Below are 25,893 nucleotides of genomic sequence, written 5' to 3'. Positions count from 1 at the left end.
TTAGACCTGCGATGAGCACGCATTTTCGCATGCTCCGTGGAGATCGGGCGCCGTTTCCGGGGAAAGAGCCGGGGTCAGGGGCGCGGCGATGGCGTAAAATGACGGCTTTTTCCAGCCTCGGTCACACCATGAACCTCGCGTCCACTCCTGAGATCATCGCCGAACTGAAAGCCGGCCGGATGGTGATCCTCGTCGATGAAGAAGATCGCGAGAACGAAGGCGACCTGGTCCTGGCGGCGGACTACGTCAACGCGGAAGCCATCAATTTCATGGCGACCCACGCCCGGGGCCTGATCTGCCTGACGCTGCGCCAGGACCGCTGCCGGCAGTTGAACCTGCCGCTGATGACCGCGCAGAACGGTACGCAGTACGGTACCGCCTTCACGATCAGCATCGAGGCCGCCGAAGGCGTCACCACCGGCATCTCCGCGCCGGACCGTGCCCGCACGATCGCCGTGGCGGTGGCGCGCGACGCGCATGCGCGCGACATCGTCCAGCCCGGGCACGTGTTTCCCGTGATGGCGCAGGAAGGCGGCGTGCTGATCCGTGCCGGACACACCGAAGCAGGCTGCGACCTGACCGCGCTGGCCGGGTTGACGCCGGCATCGGTGATCTGCGAAATCGTGAAGGACGACGGCACGATGGCGCGGCTGCCGGACCTGATCGAATTCGGCCAGCGCCATGGCCTGAAAATCGGTACCATCGCGGACCTGATCCACTACCGGCTACGGCACGAATCGATCATCGAACGCGTGTCGGACCGGGTGATGCACACCGCGTACGGCACCTTTCACGCGACGCTGTACCGCGACCTGCCCACCGGCGCGCCGCATCTCGCGCTGGTGCGCGGCAAGCCCCGTCCCGACATCGATACGCCGGTACGGGTGCACGAGCCGCTGTCGGTGCTCGATCTGCTCGAAACCGCGTCGTCCACCCATTCGTGGACGCTGGACGCCGCGCTGCGGGAAATCGCCGCGCGCGAACTGGGCGCGGTCGTCATGCTCAACTGCGACGCATCGCGCGAGCGCTTTTTCGAAACCTTCGCGGCCTTCGACGAAGCCGAGAAGGCGCGGCGTCTCGCGCACCGGCCGGTCGATTTCAAGACCTACGGCGTGGGTGCGCAGATTCTGCGCGATCTCGGCGTGGGCCGCATGCAGGTGCTGTCGGGACCGCGCAAGCTCGGCAGCATGTCGGGCTATGGACTGGAAGTCACCGGCTTCATCCCGATGCCCGGCCAGGCGCCCACGCCGCCGGAGACCTGCGGCGCATGAGTTCGCGCCGCCGCGCCTGCGCCCTCATTCCCTGGGCTTCGGCCCGTGCCCGGGTCTCGCGGTCTCCTCAACCCGGGCCCTCTTTATTATGGAAACGAACATGATGGAAATCGGCGAATATCATTTGAAACTGGACGGCAACGGCCTGCGCATCGGCATCGTGCAGTCGCGCTTCAACGAAGATGTCTGCACCCAGTTGCGCAGCGCCTGCGTCGCCGAGCTCGAGCGGCTCGGCGTGACCGGCAGCGACGTGCTGCTGGTGACCGTGCCGGGCGCGCTGGAGATCCCGGTAGCCCTCGCCAAGCTCGCGCAAAGCGGGCAGTTCGACGCGCTCATCGCGCTCGGCGCGGTGATCCGCGGCGAGACCTATCACTTCGAACTGGTGTCGAACGAATCCGGCGCGGGCATCTCGCGCGTCGCACTCGACTTCGGCGTGCCGATCGCGAATGCGGTGCTGACCACCGAGGACGATCCGCAAGCCCTGGCGCGCGCCAGCGAGAAGGGCCGCGAGGCGGCGAGCGCCGCGGTCGAAATGGCGAACCTGTGCGGCGCGCTCGACGAACTGGCCGACTACGGCGACGAAGAAGACGAAGGTGCAGCATGAGAAATGCCCGCCGGCGGGCGCGCGAACTCGCGACGCAAGCGCTCTACCAGTGGCTGGTGTCGGGGGCTGCGCCGTCCGAGATCGACGCGCACATCCGCGGCACGCAAGGCTTCGACAAAGCGGACCGCGCGCATTTCGATGCGCTGCTCTACGGCGTGGTGCGCGAGGCGGAATCGCTCGACGCCGCGATCGGCCCCTGTCTGGACCGTCCGGTCACCGAACTGTCGCCGGTCGAACGCGCGGTGCTGATGGTGGGGACCTACGAATTGCGGCATCACGTCGACATCCCGTATCGGGTCGTCATCAATGAAGGCGTGGAATTGGCGAAGACCTTCGGCGGCACAGACGGCTACAAGTACGTCAATGGCGTGCTCGACAAGCTGGCCGCGAAGATCCGCCCGGACGAAGCGCAACGGCGCGGCGGTCCGGCGAAAACCTAGACCGGCGGGTGCCGCTGTTCAGGCGGCGCCCACCGACGCCGCAACCGGCTCGCTGTTCGTATCCGGGTGATGCTCGCCGACGGTCTTGTCGACGCCGCCATCGTTGGCCGCCGCATTCGGCGCGGCACCGACATGCCCGGGCGCGGCGACCGCGGGGTGTGCGGCCGCAAGGGTCGCGACACGCGGTTTGGCCGTCGCCAGTACCGGACCGCCGCCGGCGATACCGACCGCTTCGCGCAACCGCGCGCGCTCGGCCAGCACCTTCGCGCCATAGCCGCCGTCGCCAGGCGTGGTCGCGCCGACATAACGGCGCAGGCCGCCGGCCACGGAACCGCTCTGACCGATGTAGTCCTTCAGGATCAACGCACCGACGCGCAGGTTCGGCACCGGTTCGAGCGCTGCCTTCGGACCGCCGTAATACTGGAACTTGTCCGAATGGATCGTCGGCATGACCTGCATCAGGCCGCGCGCGCCGACGCCGCTCTCCGCATAGGGATTGAAACCCGACTCGACGGCCATCACGGCCAACAGCAGCAGCGGGTCGACTCCGACGTCGCGTCCGGTCTGGAACGACGCCCGCACCAGCGTGTCGATCGGCTCTTGCGCGACGCGATAGCGGCGGGAAATGTAGCTGGCCACGCGTCCCTGATCCCGATTCGAAAGCGCGCCCGGGGCGCCCGCGACGTCACCGGCATGCCCGGCATGGGTGTTCGCCACGCTCGCCGTCGGCAGGGCCAGACGCACGACCGACGCCGGCAGATTCGCCGGATCGAGCGGTGTGGCGAAGTTTCCCAGCGCGATCTGGGGAACCGCCGGCGGGACCGCCGCGGTCACGTCGGCGGCGACGCGCATCGGCGTCGGGGCGCCGCCGATCGCCGTCGGCGCGAGCGGCAAGCGCGGCAGGCTCACGTCGCTCGACAGTAGACGCGCGGCGCCCGCCTGCGAGTCCGGCATCAGGTGCGGCAGTACGCGTTCGACCAGCACCGCGCGCAGTCCCGGCTGGAACCACAGGGCCAGCGCGCCGACGATGGCCAGCAGGCCCACCGCGCTCGAACAGTAATGGCCGACGCGGGTGCCGCGACGCAGCGCGATGCGCGCGGCGACGGACAGACGCCTGCCCGGCTGGGCGGTAATGACAGCACTCATCAAAGAATCTCCCTCTCGTGAGGTGACGCGCCCGGAACTCGAACGTCGCCATCTGGGCAGCACACGGTCCATCGGGACCGCACGCTGCCGGGATCGAGTGGCCCTGGCCACTCGGCGCGGCGCTTCCTGATGGAGAGGCGCACGCGTCCAAATCGAATCCGGCGCTGCGGGAAAGGACTGCCCGGCGCCGGCATGGATGCCCGAAATCGCTTGAAAAGCGAGGGCGAAAAGAGGAGCGGTTCGCAAGAAACGCCGAAATCATCGTCCGGCTTTTCGTTTTGCCGGACCTGCTGACGAGGGATTCTAACAGGCGATCCTAGTCGGTCAACACTATAGAATAGACAATCGATAACTTATGGTTATATAGAAACAGTCGTTTTAAACGGTGAAACTTCGAGTCAGCAAGGCTTTCCGGGGTATTTGAGGGGGTCTCACGCCTTGCCATCATTAACGCTTTGTTACAAGGGTAAATTGAAAATTATTTTCCCGAAATGGACCCGGATAACGCGATCCTGGCCGTTTCGGCGTCGCGCGGCGGGATTCCGTACAATGGCAGTGGTAGCGCCTCGCGCAAAAAAACGACTGAATTCAAGCCTCAAGCCAAGGTTTTATGAAATACAAGGACCTGCGCGACTTCGTCGCACGACTCGATACCCTGGGAGAACTGCGTCGCGTCGCGGCGACGGTGTCGCCGAAACTGGAGATCACGCAGATCTGCGAACGTTCCCTGCATGCCGGCGGCCCCGCCCTGCTGTTCGAAAACGTCGACGGATCCACGCTCCCGGTGCTCGGCAATCTCTTCGGCAATACCCGGCGCGTGGCGCTGGGCATGGGCATCGACGCACCCGCGAGCGCCCGACGCGGCGCGCTGGACAGCGACATCGGCAGCGATACCGCGACGCTCGAGGCGCTGCGCGACGTCGGCCGCCTGCTCTCCGCCCTGAAGGAGCCGGAGCCGCCGCGCGGCGTGAAGGACCTGGGCCGGCTCGCCTCGCTCGCGAAGGCGGTGTGGGACATGGCGCCCAAGACGGTCTCCGCGCCGCCCTGTCAGGAGATTGTGGTCGAGGGCCGGGACGTCGATCTGACCCGCCTGCCGATCCAGCACTGCTGGCCCGGCGACGCCGCCCCGCTGCTGAGCTGGGGACTGACGGTCACGCGCGGGCCGAACAAACCGCGCCAGAATCTCGGCATCTACCGCCAGCAACTGCTCGGCCGCAACAAGTTGATCATGCGCTGGCTGGCGCACCGCGGCGGCGCGCTCGACTTCCGGGAATTCGCGGCGACGCATCCCGGCCAGCCCTATCCGGTGGCGGTGGCGCTGGGCGCGGACCCGGCGACGATTCTCGGCGCGGTCACGCCCGTGCCGGATACGCTCTCCGAGTACCAGTTCGCCGGTCTGCTGCGCGGCGGGCGCACCGAACTGGCGCGCTGTCTGACGCCGGGTCTGGAGGGATTGAGCGTGCCGGCGCGCGCCGAAATCATCCTCGAAGGCTTCATCCACCCGCAGGACCCCGCGGACCTGCCCGAGGCCGCGGGCGCGCCGTCACGCCCGCGCAAGGGCTCGAGCGCGGCCTACGAGCACGCGCTCGAAGGGCCGTTCGGCGACCACACCGGCTACTACAACGAGCAGGAGTGGTTTCCCGTCTTCACCGTCGAGCGCATGACCACGCGCCGCGATCCGATCTACCACTCGACGCACACCGGCAAACCGCCGGACGAGCCCGCCGTGCTCGGCGTCGCGTTCAACGAAATCTTCGTGCCGCTGTTGCAGAAGCAGTTTCCGGAGATCACCGATTTCTATCTGCCGCCGGAGGGTTGCAGCTACCGCATGGCGATCGTCCAGATGAAGAAGAGCTATGCCGGGCATGCCAAACGCGTGATGTTCGGCGTCTGGAGCTTTCTGCGGCAGTTCATGTATACGAAATTCATCGTCGTCGTCGACGAGGACGTGCGCATCCGCGACTGGAAGGAAGTGATCTGGGCGATCACGACCCGGGTCGATCCCTCCCGCGATACGCTGCTGGTGGACAATACCCCGATCGATTATCTGGATTTCGCCTCGCCGGTCGCCGGACTGGGCTCGAAGATGGGCATCGACGCCACCAATAAATGGCCGGGCGAGACGCAGCGCGAATGGGGCGTGCCGATCGAGATGGACGCCGCGGTCAAGGCGCGCGTCGACGGGCTGTGCCGCGACCTCGGATTCTGAGGGTCTGCACGCCGATCGGCCGCGCGCCGGACCGGCTGACCGCGGGGATCACCAGCGCGGGCCGTAATAGCCGCGGTGGGCGTAATAGCCAGGATACGGGTGCCAGGGCCGCGGGCCGTGGCGATAACGATACACCGGCGGGCCATACACCACCGGCGGCGGCCCATAAAACGGCGCCGGGACATAGGCGACCCGCGGCGGCGCGTAGACTACCGGAGGCGGGGCGTATATCACCGGCGGCGGCGGTGCGTAGTACGGCACGCCGACGCCGATACCGATCGAGACATGCGCGCATGCCGCGCTGCCGAAGCCGGCCCACAGTGCGCCAGCGGCAGCGAGCAAGAGGAATTTTTTCATGGTGCTTCTCCAGGAGACCGTCGCGCGTGGCCGAGCCAGCGCGTCGGGGGATAGCGACAATCTACAGAAATCCGCGCAAAGGAAACGAAAGAAAGTGTTGCAAAATGCGACCATGTCGCCTGGCGCGTCGCCGCTTCGCATGACGGCCGCGCGCAGTCCTGTCGCGCTGGCCGGCATGCTGTGCGCCGCGACGTTCGCCCTTGCGGCCTGCGCGCCGGCCACGCCGCCCCGGGTCGCGCAGACGCCGGCCGCCACCTATCGCGCGGCGGATACGCCCGCGGCCACGCACCGGCCCGCGCCGGCATCGTCGGGCACGGCGTCGTCCCTGTCCTCGGCTCTCCCGTCGTCCTCCACACTGTCGCCCACCGCCTCGCTTTTCCCGCTGGAACGCTACGATCAGGATGTCGACCGCTGGATCGACCCGCACGGGCCGGACATCGATCGCCCGGTATTGAGCGCGGCGCAGCAGGCCGCCGCCGTCGTGCAACTCAAGACCCGCTACTTCGGCGCGCCGGCCGCGCCGCGGCCGCGTGCCCACCCGGCCCACCCGGCCAACCCGGCAGCCTCCCGCCTCGGCCGGGAAACCGGTCATGTCGCGGCCGGCATGCCCGAAATCCCCACGCCTTCCGCGGACGCGGCGGCCTCCCCCTGGGAACCGGAGGTCATCGCCCACCTGCTCGACCCCGACACGGGCATCGATCTCGCGGCGCGCGTGACGGCCACCGTGAACCGCTTCGGCGCCGCCTCGGCGCAGCCGGGCTTCGGGCGCAATCTGCGGCCCTATGCGCCGGCATGGATCGAAGCGGTGCGGCGCAACGCGCAAGCTGCCCAGTTCACCGGCCAGCGGAACTACCTGCCCGGCAACCGGGCGATCACGACCACGACCGGCGCACTGCGCCTCCTGCCCACGTCGGAACCGTTCTTCTACGATCCGCGCCTGCCCGGCGAAGGCTATCCGTTCGACAATCTGGAGCAGACGGCGCTGCGTCCGGCCACGCCGCTCTACATCCTGGGCCGCAGCCGCGACGGCGGCTGGCTCTACGTGCTGGCGCCCGACGTGGCCGGCTGGATTCGCAGCGACAGCGTGGGACGCGTGGACGCACGCTTCGTCGCGCAATGGCGCGCGGCGGCCTGGCATGCGCTGGGTGCGGTCACCGGCGCCGCGGTCAGCGTGACGGACCGCACCGGCGTGTTCCGCTTCGCCGCGCCGATCGGCACGGTGTTGCCGCTGGTGGCCGAACACGGCGCGACGCGCACGGTCATGACGCCGGTGCTCGACGCCGATCACCGCGCGCAGTGGCGCCTCGCCGACCTCCCGGCCAGCGACGTGGCGGCGATCCCGCTGGCGGCCACGCCGGCGAACTTCGCGATGCTGCTGCGCCGCCTGCAGAGCCGGCCCTACGCCTGGGGTGGCAGCGAGATCTACAACGATTGCTCGCTCGAACTGAAAAGCCTGTTCACACCGTTCGGCGTCTGGCTGCCGCGGCATTCGTCCGAGCAGGTCCGGGGCGCGGACGTGGTCGATCTGCCGACGGCCACCCCCGCGGCACGCATCGCCGCCTTGCGCGAGCACGGACGCCCCCTGCTGAGCGTGATCGATATCGGCGGCCACGTGATGCTGTACCTGGGGAATGGGATGGTCGACGGGCGCACCGTTCCCATCGTCTACGAAGATGTCTGGGGTCTGTCGCCCGCCGACGGCAGCCGGCGTGCGATCCTCGGTCAATCGGTGATCCTGCCCCTGCTCGAGCACTTCCCCGAGGACACGGGCCTGGCGTCGCAGGCGGACCGGCCGCGCTTCCGCTTCGGGTCCGTGCCCGCCGCGCAATAGGCGGAGTATCATCTCGCCTTCATGAACTCCAGACGATGCGCCGCGTGTCGCCACTTGCGCTTGCGCTCGTGCGCCGCGCCCGGTCCTCGCGCCACCCAGCATGGCCCTCAAGGCAACCATTTACAAAGCCGAATTGCAGATCGCGGACATGGATCGGCATTACTACGGCACGCACACCCTGACGATCGCCCGGCACCCCTCGGAAACCGACGAGCGCATGATGGTGCGTCTGGCCGTCTTCGCGCTGCATGCCTCGGACACCCTGACCTTCACCAAGGGCTTAAGCGAGGTCGACGAACCGGACATCTGGCAGAAGGACCTGACCGGACGCATCGAGAAGTGGATCGATCTGGGGCAGCCGGACGAGCGGAGGATGGCACGCGCGGCGGGCCGCGCCGACGCCGCGCTGGTGGTCGCGCACGCCGGCCGCACCGCCGACATCTGGTGGCAGCAGGTCAGGAACAAGGTGGCGCGGCTGGACCGGCTCGAGGTGTGGAGTCTGGCCGACGGCGCCGCCGCCGGTCTGGCCGCACTGGCGGAACGCAGCATGTGCCTGCAGTTCACGCGTCAGGACGGACAGCTGTGGGCGGGTTCGGCCAGCGCGGACCCGGTGCTGGTCGAATGGCAGGTGCTCAAGGCGCCGGGCAACGCGGCGTAGGCCGGCGCGCGGGTGCCGTTTCGACGGGGGCGGGCCGTCGGGACCCGGACGCTCAGAGCCAGCCGGCGCGGCGAAAGCGCCAGAACAGCATGCCGCAGCCGCCCACGGTGAGCGCCAGGACCGCCGGATAGGCCCACGGCCAGTTCAGTTCCGGCATCACCTTGAAGTTCATGCCGTACATGCTGAAGACCACGGTCGGCACCGCCAGCACGGCGCCCCACCCCGCCAGACGCTTGACGATCTCGTTCTGCGCGACCGAGACCAGCGCCAGATTCACCTGGATCGCCGTGGTCAGCATTTCCCGCACGACGTCGACGATATTGATGACGCGCGACACATGATCCTGGACGTCGCGGAAATACGCCCGCAGGTCCTTCGACACGAGATCCTCGTGCAGCCGGATCAGTTCGCTGCAGATGATTTCGACCGGCATCGCGAAACCGCGCAGGCGCAGCAGTTCGGACTTGATGTCGTACAGGCGCTCGATGGCCTGCCGATCGAAACGGTCGCTGAAAATCGCGGTTTCCAGCGTGTCGAAGCGGTGCTCCAGCGCCGTCGCGACCACGCCATACTGATCGACGATGAAATCGAGCAAGGCGTAGAGCACGTAGGCCGGCCCTTTCGCCAGCAGATGCGACGCCGCCTCGGCGCGCTGGCGCACGGGTGCGAACGACAGCACCGGCCCGTGCCGCACTGTGACGACGAAACGCGCGCCGATGAAGATATGCACTTCGCCGAACTGGACTTCGCCCTCGACCAGTTGCACCGTGCGCAGGGCGATGAACAGCGTGTTGCCGTAGGTTTCGATCTTGGGCCGCTGATGCGCATTCAGCGCGTCTTCGATCGCCAGGTCATGCAGACCGAACTCCTCCTGCACGCGGCGCAGTTCGGCCGTGTCCGGATCGGCGATGCCAAGCCAGACGAAGGTATCCGGCGCCTGCAGCGCATCGCTGATGCGATCCATCGCGACGGGACGGGGCGGCCAGCCAGACTTGTACGCCAGCGAATTGACGATCATCGGAAAGACGGGAAATAACGGCAGGCGCGGCGCGGGGGCACGCGAGGACGGACGGCACCGCCGCCAGCGTACCGCCGACGCTCAGAGCGTCGCGCGGCGTGCCGGATGATGCGCTTCGCGCCCGGCAGCGTCAAGGGCGCCGGCACCGCGCGTGGCGGGCGCCAGCCGCGGACGGGTCGCCCACATGCGCCACGCCACCACCGCGAGGTTCAGAAACACGATGAAAGAGATGATGAGAGTCGTCATGACCGTCCGCCTTGGAGAGAGATAGTCCGCCCTCGCTATCTCGTTAAGGCAAAGAGTACCGATGAATCGGCATAAAAGGAAAAAATTTCTGATTTTCGGTAAAAAATGGCTTTCGGTGCAGGCGTCAAAGCAACACCGCTGCCCATCGCGCCCGGGATACCGCCCGCGACCGGCACGCCCCGCGCAGGGCGGCCATGTCTGCGCGCAACGAAATGCGTTGGTGGATCCGCTCAATACCCTTATACTGCGTGCCTCTGCGGGCGTCGTATAATGGCCATTACCTTAGCTTCCCAAGCTAAAGACGTGGGTTCGATTCCCATCGCCCGCTCCATCATGAAATTTTCCCCCTCTCTCGCTTTTCAAGTCAGTCCTATCCCCGTTCTGCATGGCATGATTCGGGGCATGGCGTCCAATGAGCGACGAATGTCGTTCTACTTGGCATGTTGCGTGAAAAATCCGGAAAGTGCCCTTAGCGGCGCAGTGATCTTCCAACTTTTGGAGCGGTAGATCGCCTCAAGTTCAGTTCTCGCTACTGCAGCGTCGGCACGGGTCGCCATCGTCATATCGTTCGCGGTTGCCAATGCAGTCAAAGCGGATTCGAGACGAACCTTCGATTCGCTTTCGACGGCAACGTAACGCTCATGTCCGGCGGCGTGATCTGCCTCCGCGGCGGCAAGACGCCGCTGATCTTCCGATCGCATAACCAGATATTCGCGTTTTTCCTGTTCCAGGCCCAACAAGCGCCGCTCGGCGATGCGAAGTGCCTTCAGGACTCGGCGCATGCGTACGAAATCGGCAAGATGCGCCTCACCGATAGCGGGTTCGCCCTGCCTGACATGCACGATGTCCGCGTTCGAAAAACTGAGATCGAATGACGTAACGGGCGACAGGCCATCGCGATTCAGATTTTCCAGCCAATCGAAAACGGGAACCCCCGGCAGCGGTTTGCCGTCGTCACGATCTATCGAAACAAATACGATGGAATCGGAACGGCTTTTTAGATATTCAAGATTCTCCTCCCTGGTTTTATTGTTTTCCCATTGGAATAAATCGATTGCGACCACTGCCTGAAAATCCATATCCGGAGCAGAATTTAGCCCCTGCGTGCAAAAATTCCGTACATCTATTCTGACATCATCGATGTTCGTCGAATTGAAACATTCGCATCGGGTATCGACCCCGCGGTCCCAAAGCGCCTCGATCAAAAGCCCTACAGGTTCCCCAATGACCAAAATTCGGGATGGCTTGAACGATCGGACCAGCTGATCCGCTAATACGTTGAAGGTGTAATGCGCCTCATTGCTGCGTGAGAGCAGTACAGAATGGATATTTTCTTGCATGGCGAAAATCCGTCTCCGATATTATCGTGAATTCGTCTATCTGGTTCACCGGGTGCCATGGGCGACCTGACGAGAAAATGCTTTCAAACGTCCGCTGTTGAGGAAGCTTCATTCCTGATGGCATTGAGTCGCTCCTCCCGGTCGGCCAGCGCGATTTTCAGGCGGATTGACTGCGCGAAGAGCTGTAGGTGGACCAGATCGATTGCCGATTCGGTCCGTCGCATGACGAACGCCTGAGGCGCCAGAAACGAGGCATCGACGAGCACATCTGGCGCGAATCCACGTTCCGCGAAACGCATCAGCCAATAAATCGGTGGTTTGACATTGATGTGCGTGGGTTCGGTTAGATCCGTCGGCGAGGAAGAAAAGAGAATCACGGAGGTGGCCGCGGTCATCGCCTCAATTGCTTTTAATGCTTCCACTTCCGGGATATGTTCTATGACCTCGATGCACGTTACTAGATCGTACGTGCCGTTGAATGAGTCTGTAATGGATCCCACTTCGCAGAAGGCGGCGATGTCGGGCCTGACCTGTGAAATTGCGAAAGTGGAAAAATCCCGACCTTTCGTTCTGACGCCACGATCCCAAAGCGATTCAACCAGGAAACCAAGAGCGCAGCCGGCGTCGAATACATTTTTTGGCTTCAGATGTCGAATTATTTCGTCGGCGACTCCTCCAAAAAAATCCAACCAGAGCCTGCTCCGTTCATATGGAATCTTTCCGCAATGGCTTTTGTAATATTCACCATTATAAATATTCTGTAACGAATCTATTTCGGGCGAATTGTCAGTTTTCATCATCTGGTCTATGACCCACGATTCCCGCCTGCACGAGAATTGTCAGTGGTTCGGAGTTATGCCACATCCGGAATGCAAGATCGACTGCGAGCCATCCTGCTTCTCGCCTGCTTCTTCCCTTAAAATCATTCATCTACTGCGAAAATGGACAAACCATGGTCCAGTGAAAACATATCGGAAATGTACTCAATTGCCTAGTCGCCGAAAATTCCCTACAATTGCTTATCTTCGGACGACGCCATAGCTCGCCTGGCATTGTGGTGAATTGATTGCCTTTACACCCGCTTACAAGCGCAACACATATTTACCCCGCTTTTCCACGCCCATAGTTTGCCACATGCAAGACTTATGGCATTTTCCCCGCAGTTTTCTTTTTCATGCCAGCCCACGATGATCTCGTTTTCGCTTATGCTGCGACGGCTTCCCGTCTCGATACCGATATGACCGTTTTACACGCATCCTGTTACCCGGCAAACGTCACCGAGGCACCGACAGACGGCGAATCGATCGCGGCGGAAGATGTTGGACGAGCACTTTCTGATGACGGCGATTCAGGTCAATCCGTCCCCGCCCACCACCGCCGCATCCGCAGCTTCGTCACCCGCGCCGGCCGCCTGTCGACGGGCCAGCGCCGCGCGATCGAGCAGCACGGCGCACGGTTCGTGGTGCCCTTCACTCCCGCTCCGCTCGACTGGCCGGCCCTGTTCGGGCGCGCCGCGCCGCGCATCCTCGAGATCGGTTTCGGCATGGGCGCCACCACCGCGGAGATCGCGGCGCGCCGGCCCGGCGACGATTTCCTCGGCATCGAGGTGCATGCGCCCGGCGTCGGCGCGCTGCTCAAACTGCTGGGGGAACGTGAACTCGACAATGTGCGGATCATCCAGCACGATGCCGTCGAAGTGCTCGAACGGCAGATCGCGCCGGACTCGCTCGACGGCGTGCATATCTATTTCCCCGACCCCTGGCACAAGGCACGGCACAACAAGCGCCGGCTGATCCAGCCGGCCTTCGTCGCCCGGCTCGCCTCCCGTCTCAGGCCCGGCGGCTACCTGCATTGCGCGACCGACTGGGAACCCTACGCCCAGCAGATGCTGGAAGTGCTGGGGGCGGAACCCACGCTCCGCAATACCGCGGACGCCTTCGCGCCCCGCCCGGATTACCGCCCGACGACGAAGTTCGAGCAGCGCGGCATCAATCTCGGGCACGGCGTCTGGGACCTGCTGTTCCAGCGCGCTCACCCGGCCCAGGTCACCAGTCCGCTATAGCCGGAACCCAGGATGACGCAACCGAAGACGATGCGGTACCAGGCGAAGACGGTGAAATCGTGCGTCGCGACGAAACGCAGCAGCCAGCGCACGCAGACGATCGCCGACAGGAACGCCGCCAGCAGCCCCAGCAGGAAGAGACCGAGATCGGCTGCGGCGAGCACGTCGCGGCTCTTGTAGAGGTCGTACACGGTCGCGCCGAAGATGATCGGAATCGACAGGAAGAACGAAAATTCGGTGGCGACCTTGCGGTCGAGCCCGAACAGCATCCCGCCGATGATGGTCGAGCCGGAGCGCGAGGTGCCCGGAATCAACGCGAAGCACTGGGCGAACCCCACCTTGAGCGCGTCGCGCACGCTCAGATCGTCGATCGAATGCACGCGCGCGAGCGGATTCGCCGCCGCCGCGCCCGTGCTTGCCGCCCCGTGCACCGCGAGGCCCTGCGCGGCGGCGGCGCGGCGGTTGCGGCGCTCGGCCCACAGGATCACCACGCCGCCGACGATCAGCGCGACGGCCACCGGCGCCGGCGAGAACAGCGTCGCCTTGATGTATTTGCCGAACGCCAGCCCGAGCACCACCGCCGGCACGCAGGCGACGATCACGTTCAACGCGAAGCGCCGCGCGCCGGGCCGCGACGCGAGCCCCGCGACCGTGCCGCCGATGCGCCGCCGGAATTCCCAGCACACGGCGAGCGTCGCGCCGAACTGGATCACCACGTCGAACAGTTTCGCCCGGTCGTCGGTGAAGTCGAGCAGGCTGCCGACGAGGATCAGATGCCCGGTGCTCGACACCGGCAGGAATTCGGTCAGGCCTTCGACGATACCGAGGATGAGGGCTTTCAGCGCGAGCGTGAGATCCAATTGGGGCGTCCTGTGGAGGGAATGAAAAGCGGCGCGTACGCCATTCCCGAAAATCGGGCGAATCGGCCGGGCCAGCCGTCGTGGGACCATTCAGCGAAAGTCTTGTGACAGGTTGTCGACAGCCATTCGAAAGATACCCGGATTATCGCTCGACGATCTGTACGCGAACACCTTTTGGCAGCACATTGATCTCGCCCGGTTCGTAATGCACGCCGGCGAAGCTCAACTGGTCGGGCTTGAAGGTGTAGATCGGGAAGCCCTCCAGCAGCTGCGACACGGCCAGTTCGAGCGCGCCGCGAATTTCCCCGCGATAGGGACCCGAGAGATCGGGAAAGTCGAGCGAATCGATCGCCGGGCTACGCAGGACGATCGCCTGGCGCTCGCGGTCGTAGGCCAGCGCGCTCGTCAGCACGAAATGGCCGTCGGCGGGCGCTTGCAGGAACGGGCTCTCGATATGCGCGTGCGCGCCGATCGAGAGCCGGTTCGCGTCCGGCCGGGTTCCCAGGACCGGGTCGTCGAGCGTCAGATCGACGATCTGCGAGATGCGCTTGTGATAAGGGAACTTGCGGGCCACGGCGCGCTGCATTTCCGCCACGCTGAACGTGTAGTGATCCGGGAGAAAGGGAAAGGTCGCGCACGCGCCCAACGGCAACACGCCGGCCAGCGCCGTCGCCACGCCCAGCTGCAACACCAGACGGCGCCGCTCGGATACCGTCCGCCGGTCCAATTCACTGCTCATCGCACTCGCTCCTTTGCGGGATCCGGCCGCGCGCCGGATGGTTGATTCGATCCGCCGGACCACGCGCGCCGGACCCTGCGCGGCCGGTGCGCCGACCCCACGGCGAACGACGATCTTACCGGAAGCCTTCGCGCTTGCCACGGCAATGCGCTGCCGGGATGCAAACCGATTTGTTACAATCCCCGGTGCGGCATTCCCCGACATCGGCAGGCATTGGCAAACATCATGAATATCGAACAAGCGCGCTTCAACATGATCGAGCAGCAGATCCGGCCCTGGGAGGTGCTGGACAGCGACGTGCTCGAACTGCTGGCGGTCGTCAAACGCGAGCAGTTCGTCACGGCGCCGTACCGCAATCTGGCCTTTGCCGATTTCGACATTCCGCTGCCGCACGGCGAGCACATGCTGTCGCCGAAGATCGAAGCGCGCATCCTGCAGGAACTCGCGGTGCGCAAGCATGAATCGGTGCTGGAGATCGGTACCGGCTCGGGCTATATGGCCGCCCTGCTCGGCGCCCGCGCGCAGCAGGTGCTGAGCGTCGAACTGGACCCGGAGATCGCCGCCTTCGCGCAGCAGAACCTGCTCGCGAACGCGGTATCGAACGTGGAACTGGCCGTCGGGGACGCCGCGCGCGGCTGGCCCGCGAACGCGCCGTACGACGTGATCGTCGTCTCCGGCGGCCTGCCGGTACTGCCGCAGACGCTGCTCGAGCAATTGAAGGTGGGCGGCCGGATGTCCGCCTTCGTCGGCGATGCACCGGTGATGAAGGCGCAGATCGCCACGCGGCTGAACGAAACCGAATTCCGCATCGTCGACCTGTTCGAGACCTATGTGACGCCGCTGCGCAACGCCTTGCAGCCGCAGCGTTTCACGTTCTGACCGGCCTTTTGACCGCATGAGGGTGCCGTCGGCGCCAGCCGCCGGCACCACTTTTCCGTTTCGTGTCTCATTTTCCGGACCTTCGATGCAACAGCTCGCCCCCACCGCTCTCGCCGAACGCCTCGCCGACGCGTCCCGCCCCGCTCCGGTCCTGCTCGACGTGCGCGAGCCCTGGGAAGTGCAGACGGCCGCGATCGCCGGCAGCACGTCGATCCCGATGAGCCAGATCCCGGCGCGCAGCGAGGAAATCGACCCGGACGCCGAAGTCGTCTGCATCTGCCACCATGGCGCGCGCAGCGCGCAGGTCGCGATGTTTCTCGAATCGCGCGGCTTCACCCAGGTCTTGAACCTGTCGGGCGGCATCGACGCATGGTCGCGTCAGGTCGACCCGTCGGTGCCGACGTATTGAGCCGTCTGCCGTGAATTACCGCTCGCGCCGTTTTCGCCGCTAGCGCGCCAGATACGTCGCGAGCGCCTCGACCGTGCGCGCGGTGGCGCCGCGATCCCGTTCGGCGAACGCGCGCGCCGCCGTCGCCATCGTCCGCCGGCGCGCGGGGTCGGACAATAGCGCGGCCACCGACTCCCCCAGCGCCGTGGGCGAATCGACCCGCAACGCGGCGCCCGATTCGATCGCATGCAGGCTGGCCTGCGCGAAATTGAAGGTGTGCGGCCCGACGAGCACCGGGCAGCCCACCGCCGCCGCCTCGATCAGGTTGTGGCTGCCGGTGGGCACGAGGCTGCCGCCGATGAAGGCCAGATCCGCCGCGGCGTAATAGGCCGCGAGTTCGCCCATCGAATCGCCGACCATCACCTGGATGTCCAGCGCCAGCAATCCCGCATCCGGTGCCGCCGCGGCCCATGCCGTGCGCCGAATGCCGCGCCACGCGCGCGACACCAGATCGCTCACCTCGTCGAAACGTTGCGGATGGCGCGGCACCAGGATCAGCAGCGCGTCGGCCGGACCGACGGCGAGTTGCCGGGCGAACGCTTCCAGCACCAGCGTTTCCTCCCCTTCCCGCGTGCTCGCCGCCACCCACACGGGCCGGGCGCCGATCGCCGCGCGCCAGCGCTGTCCGCGCGCGACGAGCGCCGGGTCGATCCGCACGTCGAACTTGATGTTGCCCAGCACGTCGACCCGCCGCGCGCCGAGCGCGGCCAGGCGCTGACGGTCCGCCTCGGTCTGCGCCAGCACCGCCGTCAGCCCCCCGAAGACCGCGCGCGCGCCGGCGCCAAAGCGCGCCGCGCGCCGGAACGAGCGCTCGGACATGCGGGCGTTGGCGAGCACCAGCGGCACGCCGGCCCGTGCGCATTCGTCGATCAGCGTCGGCCACACCTCGGTTTCCATCACCACGCCGACATGCGGCCGGTAGTGCCGCAGGAAACGCCGCACCGGACCGCGCATGTCGTACGGCAGATAGGCGCGGATCACCCGGTCGCCGAACAGCGCGAGACTGGCCGCGCGGCCGCCTGGCGTCATGTGCGTGATGAGCAGCTGCGCCTCGGGATGGGCGGCCAGCAAGGCGTCGATCAGGGGTTGCGCGCCGCGCGTCTCGCCCACCGAGACCGCATGCACCCAGATCAGCGGACGAACGCCCGGAGACACGCCGCCGGAGGGCGCGCCGCCAACGACCGCCCCGCCGAATCCGAAGCGCTCGCCGATATGGCGCCGGTAACCCGCTTCCTGGCGCGAGCGCCACAGCAGACGCACCACGGCGCCCGGCGCGACCAGCCACCAGAGACAGCGATAGACGGCGCGCAGCAGACGAATCCGCCACGCGGGCACGGCAGACGAGGAAGGCATGCGGCGGCTCAGATCAGCGTGCGGCCGGTCAGCCGTTCGAGCACGCCCAGCGGCGCGCACGCGGGCTCGACTATCGCCGCGGCGGGCAGGAAGAAGGTTTGTTCGAGCATGAACTGCCCCGACATCACCGCATGCGAGGTCTGGTCCGAGAAACAGACCCAGACGCTGCCGGGCGGAAACGGCATCGTCTGCTGTTCGCAACTTTTTTGATATTCGAGATCGGCCTTCATCGCATCGTGCAGGCCGAGCATCAGGTGATCGTACGGCGTGCGCCGCGATTTGGTGATGCCCAGCGTCTGCAACAGCCAGGCGCTGCCCGGCCGTTGCGGCGCGATGCGGGGCAGGAAGCGCCGCGCGGCGTCCTCGAACGGTTCGCCGACGCGCCACACGCGCGGCTCGCCCCCGGGATTGACGTTCGTGAAAATGCGCAGGATCCGCTCGCCGCGGTTCGGGCGGGACGGAAAGGCATCCAGGTGCAGCCGGCTGTCGTCGGCACGCCACGAGGTCTGGCGCGTCTCCACGCGGTGCAGGCGCAGGCTGGTGGGCGCCGCGCGCAGGCGGCCGCGGTAAGCCGGCGCGAGACCGTCGATCAGGCTTGCCGCACGCGCCTGGTAGCGGGTGATCAGCGCGCGGACCCGGGCCTGCGCCGCCGCGTCGCCGGCCACGCCGGCCAGCGCGCCATCGGGCGCGAGACTGATGTTCTTGCGCTTGGGATCCGCGATCGCCGGGTCCAGCAGGGCGGTCTCGTCGGCATCCAGCGGAAAATCGAGATGGGGGAAGTACAGCACGCGGCCCCGCTCGAGCGCGGCCACCAGGGTTTCGCGGGGCGCCGACAGGTGACGGGCATCCCAGTCGCCTTCGACTTCGATGATTTGAGAGGTGCTCATGGACAGGCGCTTTTCAGAAGATCGGACCGATCATCCGGCAGGATAGCCGATTTGCGGCGCGCCGGGCCCGCGCGACGTCACAGGAGACCGAAATCGCCCAGCGCGCGCTTGACATCCACCAGGTGCGGCGGCTGGTTCGCGGCGCCGATCTCGATGACTTTCTGCGACCAGTAGCCCCCGGTGCGCCAGGCGGTCGAGAAATTGTACAGCTCGACGGTCGGCCGCTTCAGCGCCGCGGCGATATGCACGAGCCCGGTGTCCACGCCGACCGTCGCGGCCGCGCCGTCGAGCAGCCCGACCACCGCGGGCAGCGAGAGACGCGGCGGCACCAGCGCCGCGTCGCCGAACGCCTCGGCGATGCGCTTGCTGCACAGGTGCTCTTCCTCGTTGCCCCAGGGCAGGACGATGGAGGCGCCCCGCCGCACCAGCGCCTCGCCCAGCGCGATCCACTCGGTTTCCGGCCATTGCTTGTCCGCGCGGGAACTGGCGTGGACGAAGACCACATACGGCACCGGCAGGTTCATGCCCACTTGCGCCAGCGCCAGCGCGCTCGCGCGGGTGTCGAGGCCGAAATCGATCTGCGACGGATCGACCTCGGGCACGGGCAGCCGCAACGCCGCCGCGACGAGCTGGCGCGAACGCTCGACCACGTGGGTGCGGCGCTCGATGGGAATCGACGTCTGGTAGAAATAACGGGCCGGCCATTCGTAGCCCGCGCCGTCGGTGCGGTTCGCGAGTCCCGTCACCGGCCCGCGCGCGCGCGATGCCAGCCAGGCGGTTTTCACCAAGCCCTGGCAATCGATCACGTGGTCGTATTGTTCTTCGCGCAACTGACGCTTGCAGGCCGCCCACTCGCCGCGCGTGCGCGAGGCGAACGGCTGGTGCCGCCAGCGCCGCAGGGCGACCGGAATCACCCGCCGTACGCCGTGCACCAGACGCACCAGGTCGACGAACGCCTCCTCGACGACCCAATCGATCTGCGCATCGGGATGATGCCGGCGAATATCGGCAATAACCGGCATGGCATGCACCACATCGCCCAGCGACGACACTTTTACGATGGCGATTTTCAAGGGCGGACGGTCAGAGGCAGTCATTCGTTGAAAAAAACAACGATTTTACCGCGTCAATAGGACGCCACATGAAACGATGTGGTAACAAATCTGTAACCAATCGTGTGCAGGGGCGGTGCGCGGTCCTGCCGCGCACCGCCCTTCCGGGTCACCGAACGTGCCGTCGAACCTCTTGCCGTCGAATCTCTCGCCGGCGGACCTGCGGCCAGGCGGCGCGGCGCGGTCCGGTGGCGCTGCCGTCAGAACGGCAGTTTCGCGTCCGGCTTCTCCGCCAGGATGACACGGCGGAAGTCCTCCTGGATGCGCGTCAGCGCCGCCTCGTTGTCGGCCTCGAAACGCAGGACGACCACCGGCGTGGTGTTCGACGAGCGTGCCAGACCGAAGCCGTCCGGATACTCGACGCGCATGCCGTCGATCGTCACGACGTCGTCCGCACCGGTGAACTGGGCGTTTTTCTGCATCTTGGCGATCAGGGCGACATTCTCGCCTTCCTCGAGCTTGATCTGCAGTTCGGGCGTGGACAGCGAGTTCGGCAGGCCGTTGAGCAGGGCGCTCGGGTCGGCCACGCGCGAGAGGATCTCCAGCATCCGCGCGCCGGTGTACAGGCCGTCGTCGAAACCGTACCAGCGGTCCTTGAAGAACACGTGGCCGCTCATCTCGCCCGCGAGCGGCGCGCCGGTTTCCTTCAGCTTGGCCTTGACCAGCGAGTGGCCCGTTTTCCACATCAGCGGCTCGCCGCCCTTCTCGCGCACCCAGGTGGCGAGGTTGCGCGTGCACTTCACGTCGTAAATGATCTGGCCGCCCGGGTTGCGCGACAGCACTTCCTCGGCGAACAGCATCAGTTGACGATCCGGATAGATGATCTGGCCGTCCTTGGTCACCACCCCCAGGCGGTCGCCGTCGCCGTCGAACGCGAAGCCGATCTCGGCGTCGGTCTCGTTCAGCGCGCGGATCACGTCCTGCAGGTTCTCCGCGTGCGCCGGGTCTGGGTGGTGGTTCGGGAAATTGCCGTCGACCTCGCAGAACAGTTCCTGCACCTCGGCGCCCAGCGCCTTGAACAGACGCGGCGCGAGCCCGCCCGCCACGCCGTTGCCGGCGTCGAGCACCAGCTTCATCGGGCGCACGGCCTTGATGTCGCCGACGATGCGCGCGATGTACTCATCGGCGATGTCGTAGGCGTGCAACGCGCCCGCGCCTTCGGTGAAGCGCTGGTCGACGATCCGCTGGTACAGGCCCTGGATCGCGTCGCCGTAGATCGCCTGGCCGCGCAGGACCATCTTGAAACCGTTGTAGTCCGGCGGATTGTGGCTTCCCGTGATGACGATGCACGAATCCACGTCGCGCTCGCCGCCCTCCAGCTTCAACGGCACGTTCGTCGCGAAATAGCCGACCGGCGTCGGCACCATGCCGATGTCCACCACGTCCACGCCGGCCGAGCGCAGGCCTTCGGCCAGCGCCACGGACAGCTCCGGGCCCGACAGGCGGCCGTCGCGGCCGATGACGACGGCATCGCCGCCCTTCTCGCGCACTTCGCTGCCGTAGGCCTTGCCGATCTGTCGCGCCACGTCCGCGTCCAGCGTCTTGCCGATCACGCCACGGATGTCGTATGCCTTGAAAATGGAGTTGGAAACCATTGCTGTGCCGTACCTTTGTTTTTTGAAAATCATCGGATCGGCATGCAGAAACCATGCCGACTTCAATATAATTGCGGGCTGATTACGGGTTGTCACTGCCAAACCGACGTGCGGACGATGTCCCCGTCGGCTGACGCCGCCCCCGCACCCCCGTGCCGAGGCAGGCCCCTTACCGGACATTCTATGCGAAGCCTTGCGCGCGTATTGCTCTCTACCGCACGTAGCGGCACACTTCCCGCTCCCCCTGCCGGCCGTCGCGCCGCTGCCACGCGCCGCGCCGCGTGACGGGCGGCATGGATCGCCCATGGCGCGGCGCGGGCCGGCTGCTGCGCGGCGACGCGGGCGCGGCGCTGGCCAATCTGGGCTGGCTCGCGGCCGAACGCCTGACGCAGATCGGTGTCGCGATCGTCACCAGCGGCGTCCTCGCGCGCTACCTGGGACCGGACGTCTTCGGCAAGTGGCAGTACGCCAACACCCTGCTGACCGTGGCCGCGCCGCTGACCTGGGTGTGTGGCGCCGAGATCCTCGTGCCGGCGATGGTGGCCGCCGGCGCGCGCGAGGAGGCCTCTCGGAATGACGGTCGACGCCCCGATCATACCGCACCGCGCCCCGGTAAAAAATGCGCGCCGGGCGCCGCGCCCGACGGCGCCCCGCTCGCCAGCATCATGGGTAGCGCGTTCGCGCTGCGCATGGCGGTGTCGCTCACCGCCCTCGCGCTGGTCTGGACGCTGCTCGCCGCGGGCCGCGCGCTGGGCCACGCGCAGGGGCCGTTCGATCCGGTCGTCGCGGCCATGCTCGCCGGCCTGGCGCTGACGCTGGTGTTTCGGGAACCGTTCGGCGTGGTCAGCGCCTGGCTTCAGGCGCGCACCTATTCCAGACCCGCGCTGCTCCTGAGCCTGTCCAGCGCGCTGGTCAAGGCGCTTGCGGTCTTCCTGCTGGCGCGCGCGGCCTTGCCGCCCGGCGGCTTCGGCGGGGTCTGGGCGGTGGAATCCGCCGTGATCGGCCTCGGCTTGCTGATCTATCAACGCCGGCATGCCGGTTTTCGCTGGCGCGTCGACCCGGCGCTGCTGCGCCATTTCGCCGCCGCGGGCTCGGTATTCTGGCTCGGTCTGGTCTGCATGTACCTGTTCATGAAGCTCGACCGGCTGATGCTCCAGCACTATGTCGGCTTCGCCGAACTGGGCCGTTACGCCGCCGCGCAGCAACTGAACGAAAACTGGATCACCCTGGCGCTGATGCTCGCGCAGACCGTGGCGCCCGCCTTCGTCTATCGCGTCGCCGAGCCGGCGCGGCTGCGTCGCAATCTCGTCCGCCTGCTGATGCTCACGGGCGCGACGATGGCGCTCGGCGCCGTGGTGATCGGCGCGTGCGCGCCCTTCATCATCCGCCTCGTCTTCGGCCCGGGCTTCGAGCATGCGGCCGCTTTCCTGCGATGGGCCGCGTGGCTGTCCGTGCTCGCCGGACTCGAGGCGATCTGCAACCTGATCGTCCTCAAATACCAGGCGCGTTACGTCGTGCTGGCAAAATGGGCGGCCGCCCTGTGCGCCGCCTGCGTCGCGAACCTGCTGCTGATTCCCGCCTTCGGCGGCTTCGGCGCGCTCGCGGGCCTGGCAATCGGCTATGGCGTCGCCCTCGCGGCCGATGCCGTCTATATTCAACGGGTGCTGTCCGTGAGTCCATCATGAATGCTGCCGCACCCTCCTCATCCGTCGCGGTCCTGCTGCCGGTCTACAACGCGCTGGCCGACGCCTGGCGCACGATCGTCTCGCTCGACGAGCCCGACTGGCCCGTGCTGCGCGTGCTGGTCGTGGACGACGGCAGCCAGCCGCCCTTCGACCCCCACGCCCCGCTGGCCGGCGCGCCGCCCGCGAACCTGCGCATCGAGGTATTGCGCATCGCGCGCAATGGCGGCATCGAAGCCGCGCTCGCCGCTGGCGTCGAACGCCTCCTCGCCGATGGCGACGACGCGGGCGCCAGCCGCGTCGACTACATCGCGCGCATCGATGCGGGCGACCTGGCGCTCCCCGGGCGCCTGTCGAAACAACGCCGCTATCTCGACGCCCATCCCCGCGTGGGCGCGGTGGGCATGTGGGCACAGGCGGTTCGCCGCGCAAACGCGGGAGGCGCAGGAGGCGCGGGGGCGTATGTGCTGGCCCCTCCCGCCGCGCCGGCCGACATCCGCCGCCAGCGCTTCGCGCGCAGTTGCTTCATTCATCCGGCCATGATGCTGCGCGGCGACGCGGTGCGGCGCGCCGGCAACTACCGCGCGGACTATCCGGCCGCCGAGGACCTCGATCTGTTCCTGCGGATCATGCGGCACGACGACTGCGCCAACCTGCCGGAAATCGGCATCCGTTACGAACTCAACGAAGGCGGCATCAGCGCCACGCGCCGGCGCCAGCAGATCCGCTCGACGCTGCGCCTGCAATGCCGGCACGCGGAACCGCTCAACCCCTTCTACTGGCTCGGCCTGGCGAAAAACCTGACCCATTTCATCATGCCCTACGCCTGGCTGCAATCGCTCAAGCGAACCCTGTTCGCCCGCGGCCCGGACACGGCCGCGCCCCTGCACATCTGCCTGGTGTCGAACACCGCCTGGTCGATCCTGAATTACCGGCGCGGCCTGCTCGAGGCGCTCGCGCGCGCCGGCGCGCGCGTGACCATCGTCGCGCCGCGCGATGCCGCGTTCGCGCCGCTCACGGCGATGGGCTGCACCTGCGTCGATCTGGCGCTCGCCTCGCAGGGCACGCGGCCGGTGGAAGACCTGCGCACGCTTGCCAGCCTCTTCCGGATCTATCGCCGCACGCGGCCCGACGTCGTCTTTCACTACACCATCAAGCCGAACATCTATGGCACCCTGGCCGCCGCCCTGGCGCGCGTGCCGTCGGTCGCCGTCACCACCGGTCTGGGCTACGTCTTCCTGCACGCCAGCCGCGCCGCGCGCATCGCGCAGGGCCTGTACCGGCTCGCCTTCCGCTTCCCGCGCGAAGTCTGGTTCCTGAATCCCGACGACCGCGACGCCTTCCTGTCGCGCGATCTGCTCGTGCATCCCGGGCGCGCGCGGCTGCTGCGCGGCGAGGGCGTGGACCTGGCCCGCTTCGCGGTGCGCCCGCACGCGCCGGACGGGCGGTTTCGCTTCCTGCTCATCGGCCGCCTGCTGTGGGACAAGGGCGTGGGCGAATTCGTCGATGCCGCCCGACAGCTCAAGGCGCGCTTCCCCGAGGCCTGCTGGCAACTGCTCGGCCCGGTGGGCGTCGCCAACCCCAGCGCGATTTCCCGCGCGGAAGTCGACGCTTGGTGCGCTGAGGGACTGATCGATTACCTCGGCGAAGCCGATGATGTGCGTCCGCATATCGCCGCGGCCGACTGCATCGTCCTGCCGTCCTATCGGGAAGGCGTGCCGCGCACCTTGCTGGAAGCCGCCGCGATGGGCCGCATCGCGATCGCCACGCGGGTGCCGGGTTGCGTCGAGGTCGTGGAGGACGGCGTCAATGGCATACTGTGCGAGGCCCGCAGCGCCCAGCGGCTCGCCGAGGCGATGCAGCGGGTACTGTGCCTGCCGGCGCAGCAACGCAAAACGATGGAAGACGCCGCGCGCCGCAAGGCCGAGCGGGAATTCGACGAACAGGTCGTCATCGGCGCCTATCAACGGACGCTGGACCAGGTCAGCGGCAAGACCATTTTTCTATCAGGGAAGCAACCATGAACGGCAAGGGAACCATCCTCGTCACCGGCGGCGCGGGATTCATCGGCGCGCACACCAGCGTGGAATTGTTGGGCGAGGGCTACGATGTCGTCGTGCTGGACAATCTCGTGAACAGCAAGCGCGAGGCCATCCGCCGCATCGAACGCATCGCCGGCCGTCCCGTCAGCTTCGTCGAAGGCGACGTGCGCGACACCGCCCTGCTGGAGCGCGTATTCGACGCGCACCCGATCACCGCGACCATCCACTTCGCCGCGCTCAAGGCCGTCGGCGAATCCGTCGCCAAGCCGCTCGCCTACTTCCGCAACAACCTCGAAGGCCTGCTGGCCGTGCTCGACGTGATGGCGCGCCGCGACGTCAAACAGTTCGTCTTCAGCTCGTCGGCCACCGTCTACGGCGACCCGCACACGGTGCCCATCGACGAGAGCTTTCCGCTGTCGGCCACCAACCCCTACGGCCAGACCAAACTCATCGCCGAGCAGGTGCTGCGCGACCTGCTGATCTCGGACCCGAGCTGGCGCATCGCCACCCTGCGCTACTTCAACCCCGTGGGCGCGCACGAAAGCGGCCTGATCGGCGAGGATCCGCAGGGCATCCCGAACAACCTGATGCCCTACATCGCCCAGGTCGCCGTCGGTCGCCTCGCCAAGCTGCGCGTCTTCGGCGGCGATTACCCGACCCCGGACGGCACCGGTGTACGCGACTACATCCACGTCGCCGACCTCGCCCGCGGCCACCTCGCCGCGCTCGACGAACTGCAGCGCCGGCCGGCCAGCTTCACCGTCAACCTCGGCACCGGACAGGGCTATAGCGTGCTCGAAGCCATCCAGGCGTTCGAGAAAGCCTCCGGCAAGACCATCGCGCACGAGATCGTCGCGCGCCGGCCGGGCGACATCGCCGCCTGCTATGCGAATCCGGCCGCGGCCACGAATTTGCTGGGCTGGCGGGCGGAACGGGATCTGGCGCAGATGTGCGTCGATCAGTGGCGCTGGCAGTCGGGGAACCCGGCGGGCTACACCGCCGAGGCCGACTGACGCGGCCGATTGATGCGGCCGCGTCGCCGCATCCTCTATAATCGGCCGTCCGGCCGCATCGATCCGCTCGGCCGCCGGCGCCGGCCAGCGCCGCGTTCCCA

The 25,893-nt window shown here is 66.8% G+C and carries 24 protein-coding genes, 1 tRNA gene and 1 pseudogene; 14 read left to right on the top strand and 12 right to left on the bottom strand.

From position 1 onward, the window contains the following. Positions 1–128 precede the first annotated feature (128 nt). The 3 genes from ribBA to nusB all read left to right on the top strand — a co-directional run bounded on the left by ribBA (position 129) and on the right by nusB (position 2,315). Entirely contained in the window at positions 129–1,271 is a 1,143-nt protein-coding gene (gene ribBA, locus OVY01_RS10215; protein ID WP_267847328.1) for a bifunctional 3,4-dihydroxy-2-butanone-4-phosphate synthase/GTP cyclohydrolase II, read from the top strand. A 103-nt stretch (positions 1,272–1,374) separates the two neighbouring features. Beyond that, the gene (gene ribH / locus OVY01_RS10210) at positions 1,375–1,875 is read left to right on the top strand and encodes a 6,7-dimethyl-8-ribityllumazine synthase (protein ID WP_267847740.1); all 501 of its coding nucleotides are present in this window, start codon (positions 1,375–1,377) and stop codon (positions 1,873–1,875) included. After that, entirely contained in the window at positions 1,872–2,315 is a 444-nt protein-coding gene (gene nusB / locus OVY01_RS10205) for a transcription antitermination factor NusB (RefSeq protein WP_267847327.1), read from the top strand. Before ribH ends, nusB begins: the two co-directional genes overlap by 4 nt. An 18-nt stretch (positions 2,316–2,333) precedes the next feature. Here the strand turns inward: nusB and OVY01_RS10200 are convergent, their stop codons facing one another. After that, complete coding sequence (locus OVY01_RS10200; RefSeq protein ID WP_267847326.1) at positions 2,334–3,461, bottom strand: transglycosylase SLT domain-containing protein; 1,128 nt, start codon at positions 3,459–3,461, stop codon at positions 2,334–2,336. A 610-nt stretch (positions 3,462–4,071) separates the two neighbouring features. On the opposite strand from OVY01_RS10200, the gene OVY01_RS10195 reads away from it, so the two are divergent. Next, positions 4,072–5,670 (top strand): UbiD family decarboxylase, encoded by a 1,599-nt coding sequence (locus OVY01_RS10195; protein ID WP_267847325.1) that lies wholly within the window; start codon positions 4,072–4,074, stop codon positions 5,668–5,670. A 48-nt stretch (positions 5,671–5,718) separates the two neighbouring features. Here the strand turns inward: OVY01_RS10195 and OVY01_RS10190 are convergent, their stop codons facing one another. After that, positions 5,719–6,027 (bottom strand): hypothetical protein, encoded by a 309-nt coding sequence (locus OVY01_RS10190; RefSeq protein ID WP_267847324.1) that lies wholly within the window; start codon positions 6,025–6,027, stop codon positions 5,719–5,721. Positions 6,028–6,124: 97 nt separating this feature from the next. Between OVY01_RS10190 and OVY01_RS10185 the strand changes: the two genes are divergently transcribed. Both OVY01_RS10185 and OVY01_RS10180 read left to right on the top strand, forming a co-directional pair. After that, positions 6,125–7,858: an SH3 domain-containing C40 family peptidase gene (locus OVY01_RS10185; RefSeq protein ID WP_267847323.1), complete on the top strand. Its 1,734-nt coding sequence runs from the start codon at positions 6,125–6,127 to the stop codon at positions 7,856–7,858. A gap of 100 nt (positions 7,859–7,958) precedes the next feature. Next, positions 7,959–8,516 carry a YaeQ family protein gene (locus tag OVY01_RS10180; protein WP_267847322.1) on the top strand — a complete coding sequence of 186 codons (558 nt, stop codon included), beginning with the start codon at positions 7,959–7,961 and terminating at the stop codon, positions 8,514–8,516. Between the two features lie 52 nt (positions 8,517–8,568). On the opposite strand, the gene corA is transcribed toward OVY01_RS10180, so the two are convergent. Beyond that, complete coding sequence (gene corA / locus OVY01_RS10175) at positions 8,569–9,534, bottom strand: magnesium/cobalt transporter CorA (protein WP_432422205.1); 966 nt, start codon at positions 9,532–9,534, stop codon at positions 8,569–8,571. Between the two features lie 81 nt (positions 9,535–9,615). Continuing rightward, positions 9,616–9,780: a hypothetical protein gene (locus tag OVY01_RS10170; RefSeq protein ID WP_267847321.1), complete on the bottom strand. Its 165-nt coding sequence runs from the start codon at positions 9,778–9,780 to the stop codon at positions 9,616–9,618. A 256-nt stretch (positions 9,781–10,036) separates the two neighbouring features. Between OVY01_RS10170 and OVY01_RS10165 the strand changes: the two genes are divergently transcribed. Beyond that, positions 10,037–10,111: transfer RNA gene (locus OVY01_RS10165), tRNA-Gly, on the top strand. A gap of 100 nt (positions 10,112–10,211) precedes the next feature. Here the strand turns inward: OVY01_RS10165 and OVY01_RS10160 are convergent. Further along, on the bottom strand, positions 10,212–11,120 hold the full coding sequence (locus OVY01_RS10160; RefSeq protein WP_267847320.1) for a hypothetical protein: 909 nt from the start codon (positions 11,118–11,120) through the stop codon (positions 10,212–10,214). 83 nt (positions 11,121–11,203) lie between these two features. Then, positions 11,204–11,917, bottom strand: coding sequence for a class I SAM-dependent methyltransferase (locus OVY01_RS10155; RefSeq protein ID WP_267847319.1), 714 nt, complete (start codon positions 11,915–11,917; stop codon positions 11,204–11,206). 440 nt (positions 11,918–12,357) lie between these two features. Here OVY01_RS10155 and trmB point away from each other — a divergent pair, with 440 nt between their 5' ends. Further along, positions 12,358–13,182 (top strand): tRNA (guanosine(46)-N7)-methyltransferase TrmB, encoded by an 825-nt coding sequence (gene trmB, locus OVY01_RS10150; protein WP_267847318.1) that lies wholly within the window; start codon positions 12,358–12,360, stop codon positions 13,180–13,182. On the opposite strand, the gene OVY01_RS10145 is transcribed toward trmB, so the two are convergent. Next, complete coding sequence (locus OVY01_RS10145; protein ID WP_267847317.1) at positions 13,152–14,042, bottom strand: undecaprenyl-diphosphate phosphatase; 891 nt, start codon at positions 14,040–14,042, stop codon at positions 13,152–13,154. The genes trmB and OVY01_RS10145 overlap by 31 nt on opposite strands. Before the next feature lie 142 nt (positions 14,043–14,184). Continuing rightward, the gene (locus OVY01_RS10140; protein WP_267847316.1) at positions 14,185–14,781 is read right to left on the bottom strand and encodes a DUF1439 domain-containing protein; all 597 of its coding nucleotides are present in this window, start codon (positions 14,779–14,781) and stop codon (positions 14,185–14,187) included. 225 nt (positions 14,782–15,006) lie between these two features. Between OVY01_RS10140 and OVY01_RS10135 the strand changes: the two genes are divergently transcribed. Together OVY01_RS10135 and OVY01_RS10130 are read left to right on the top strand one after the other, a co-directional pair. Then, entirely contained in the window at positions 15,007–15,660 is a 654-nt protein-coding gene (locus tag OVY01_RS10135; RefSeq protein WP_267847315.1) for a protein-L-isoaspartate O-methyltransferase family protein, read from the top strand. A gap of 85 nt (positions 15,661–15,745) precedes the next feature. Then, on the top strand, positions 15,746–16,069 hold the full coding sequence (locus OVY01_RS10130; protein WP_267847314.1) for a rhodanese-like domain-containing protein: 324 nt from the start codon (positions 15,746–15,748) through the stop codon (positions 16,067–16,069). A gap of 39 nt (positions 16,070–16,108) precedes the next feature. On the opposite strand, the gene waaA is transcribed toward OVY01_RS10130, so the two are convergent. The 4 genes from waaA to OVY01_RS10110 all read right to left on the bottom strand — a co-directional run bounded on the left by waaA (position 16,109) and on the right by OVY01_RS10110 (position 21,055). Further along, on the bottom strand, positions 16,109–17,422 hold the full coding sequence (gene waaA, locus OVY01_RS10125) for a lipid IV(A) 3-deoxy-D-manno-octulosonic acid transferase (RefSeq protein ID WP_267847738.1): 1,314 nt from the start codon (positions 17,420–17,422) through the stop codon (positions 16,109–16,111). Between the two features lie 47 nt (positions 17,423–17,469). Further along, complete coding sequence (gene kdoO, locus OVY01_RS10120) at positions 17,470–18,348, bottom strand: Kdo hydroxylase KdoO (RefSeq protein WP_267847313.1); 879 nt, start codon at positions 18,346–18,348, stop codon at positions 17,470–17,472. Positions 18,349–18,425: 77 nt separating this feature from the next. Continuing rightward, positions 18,426–19,370 carry a lipopolysaccharide heptosyltransferase I gene (waaC, locus tag OVY01_RS10115; RefSeq protein ID WP_267847737.1) on the bottom strand — a complete coding sequence of 315 codons (945 nt, stop codon included), beginning with the start codon at positions 19,368–19,370 and terminating at the stop codon, positions 18,426–18,428. 290 nt (positions 19,371–19,660) lie between these two features. Then, positions 19,661–21,055, bottom strand: a complete 1,395-nt coding sequence (locus OVY01_RS10110) for a phosphomannomutase/phosphoglucomutase (RefSeq protein ID WP_267847312.1) — start codon at positions 21,053–21,055, stop codon at positions 19,661–19,663. A gap of 293 nt (positions 21,056–21,348) precedes the next feature. Here OVY01_RS10110 and OVY01_RS10105 point away from each other — a divergent pair, with 293 nt between their 5' ends. The 4 genes and pseudogenes from OVY01_RS10105 to galE all read left to right on the top strand — a co-directional run bounded on the left by OVY01_RS10105 (position 21,349) and on the right by galE (position 25,792). Further along, positions 21,349–22,740, top strand: a complete 1,392-nt coding sequence (locus OVY01_RS10105; protein WP_267847311.1) for an oligosaccharide flippase family protein — start codon at positions 21,349–21,351, stop codon at positions 22,738–22,740. Further along, positions 22,737–23,606: pseudogene (locus OVY01_RS10100) on the top strand (glycosyltransferase family 2 protein); the annotation flags it as partial. The gene OVY01_RS10105 and the pseudogene OVY01_RS10100, both read left to right, overlap by 4 nt. 30 nt (positions 23,607–23,636) lie before the next feature. Then, positions 23,637–24,761 carry a glycosyltransferase family 4 protein gene (locus OVY01_RS10095; RefSeq protein WP_267847736.1) on the top strand — a complete coding sequence of 375 codons (1,125 nt, stop codon included), beginning with the start codon at positions 23,637–23,639 and terminating at the stop codon, positions 24,759–24,761. Then, positions 24,758–25,792: a UDP-glucose 4-epimerase GalE gene (galE, locus tag OVY01_RS10090; RefSeq protein ID WP_267847310.1), complete on the top strand. Its 1,035-nt coding sequence runs from the start codon at positions 24,758–24,760 to the stop codon at positions 25,790–25,792. The genes OVY01_RS10095 and galE overlap by 4 nt, the downstream gene beginning before the upstream one ends. The last annotated feature ends 101 nt before the right edge of the window (positions 25,793–25,893 follow it).

Origin of the sequence: Robbsia betulipollinis (assembly GCF_026624755.1) — a bacterium.
Classification (GTDB): Bacteria; Pseudomonadota; Gammaproteobacteria; order Burkholderiales; family Burkholderiaceae; genus Robbsia; species Robbsia betulipollinis.
The sequence above is the reverse complement of the archived record's forward strand: the minus strand, read 5'-3'. Positions and strand labels throughout refer to the sequence as shown.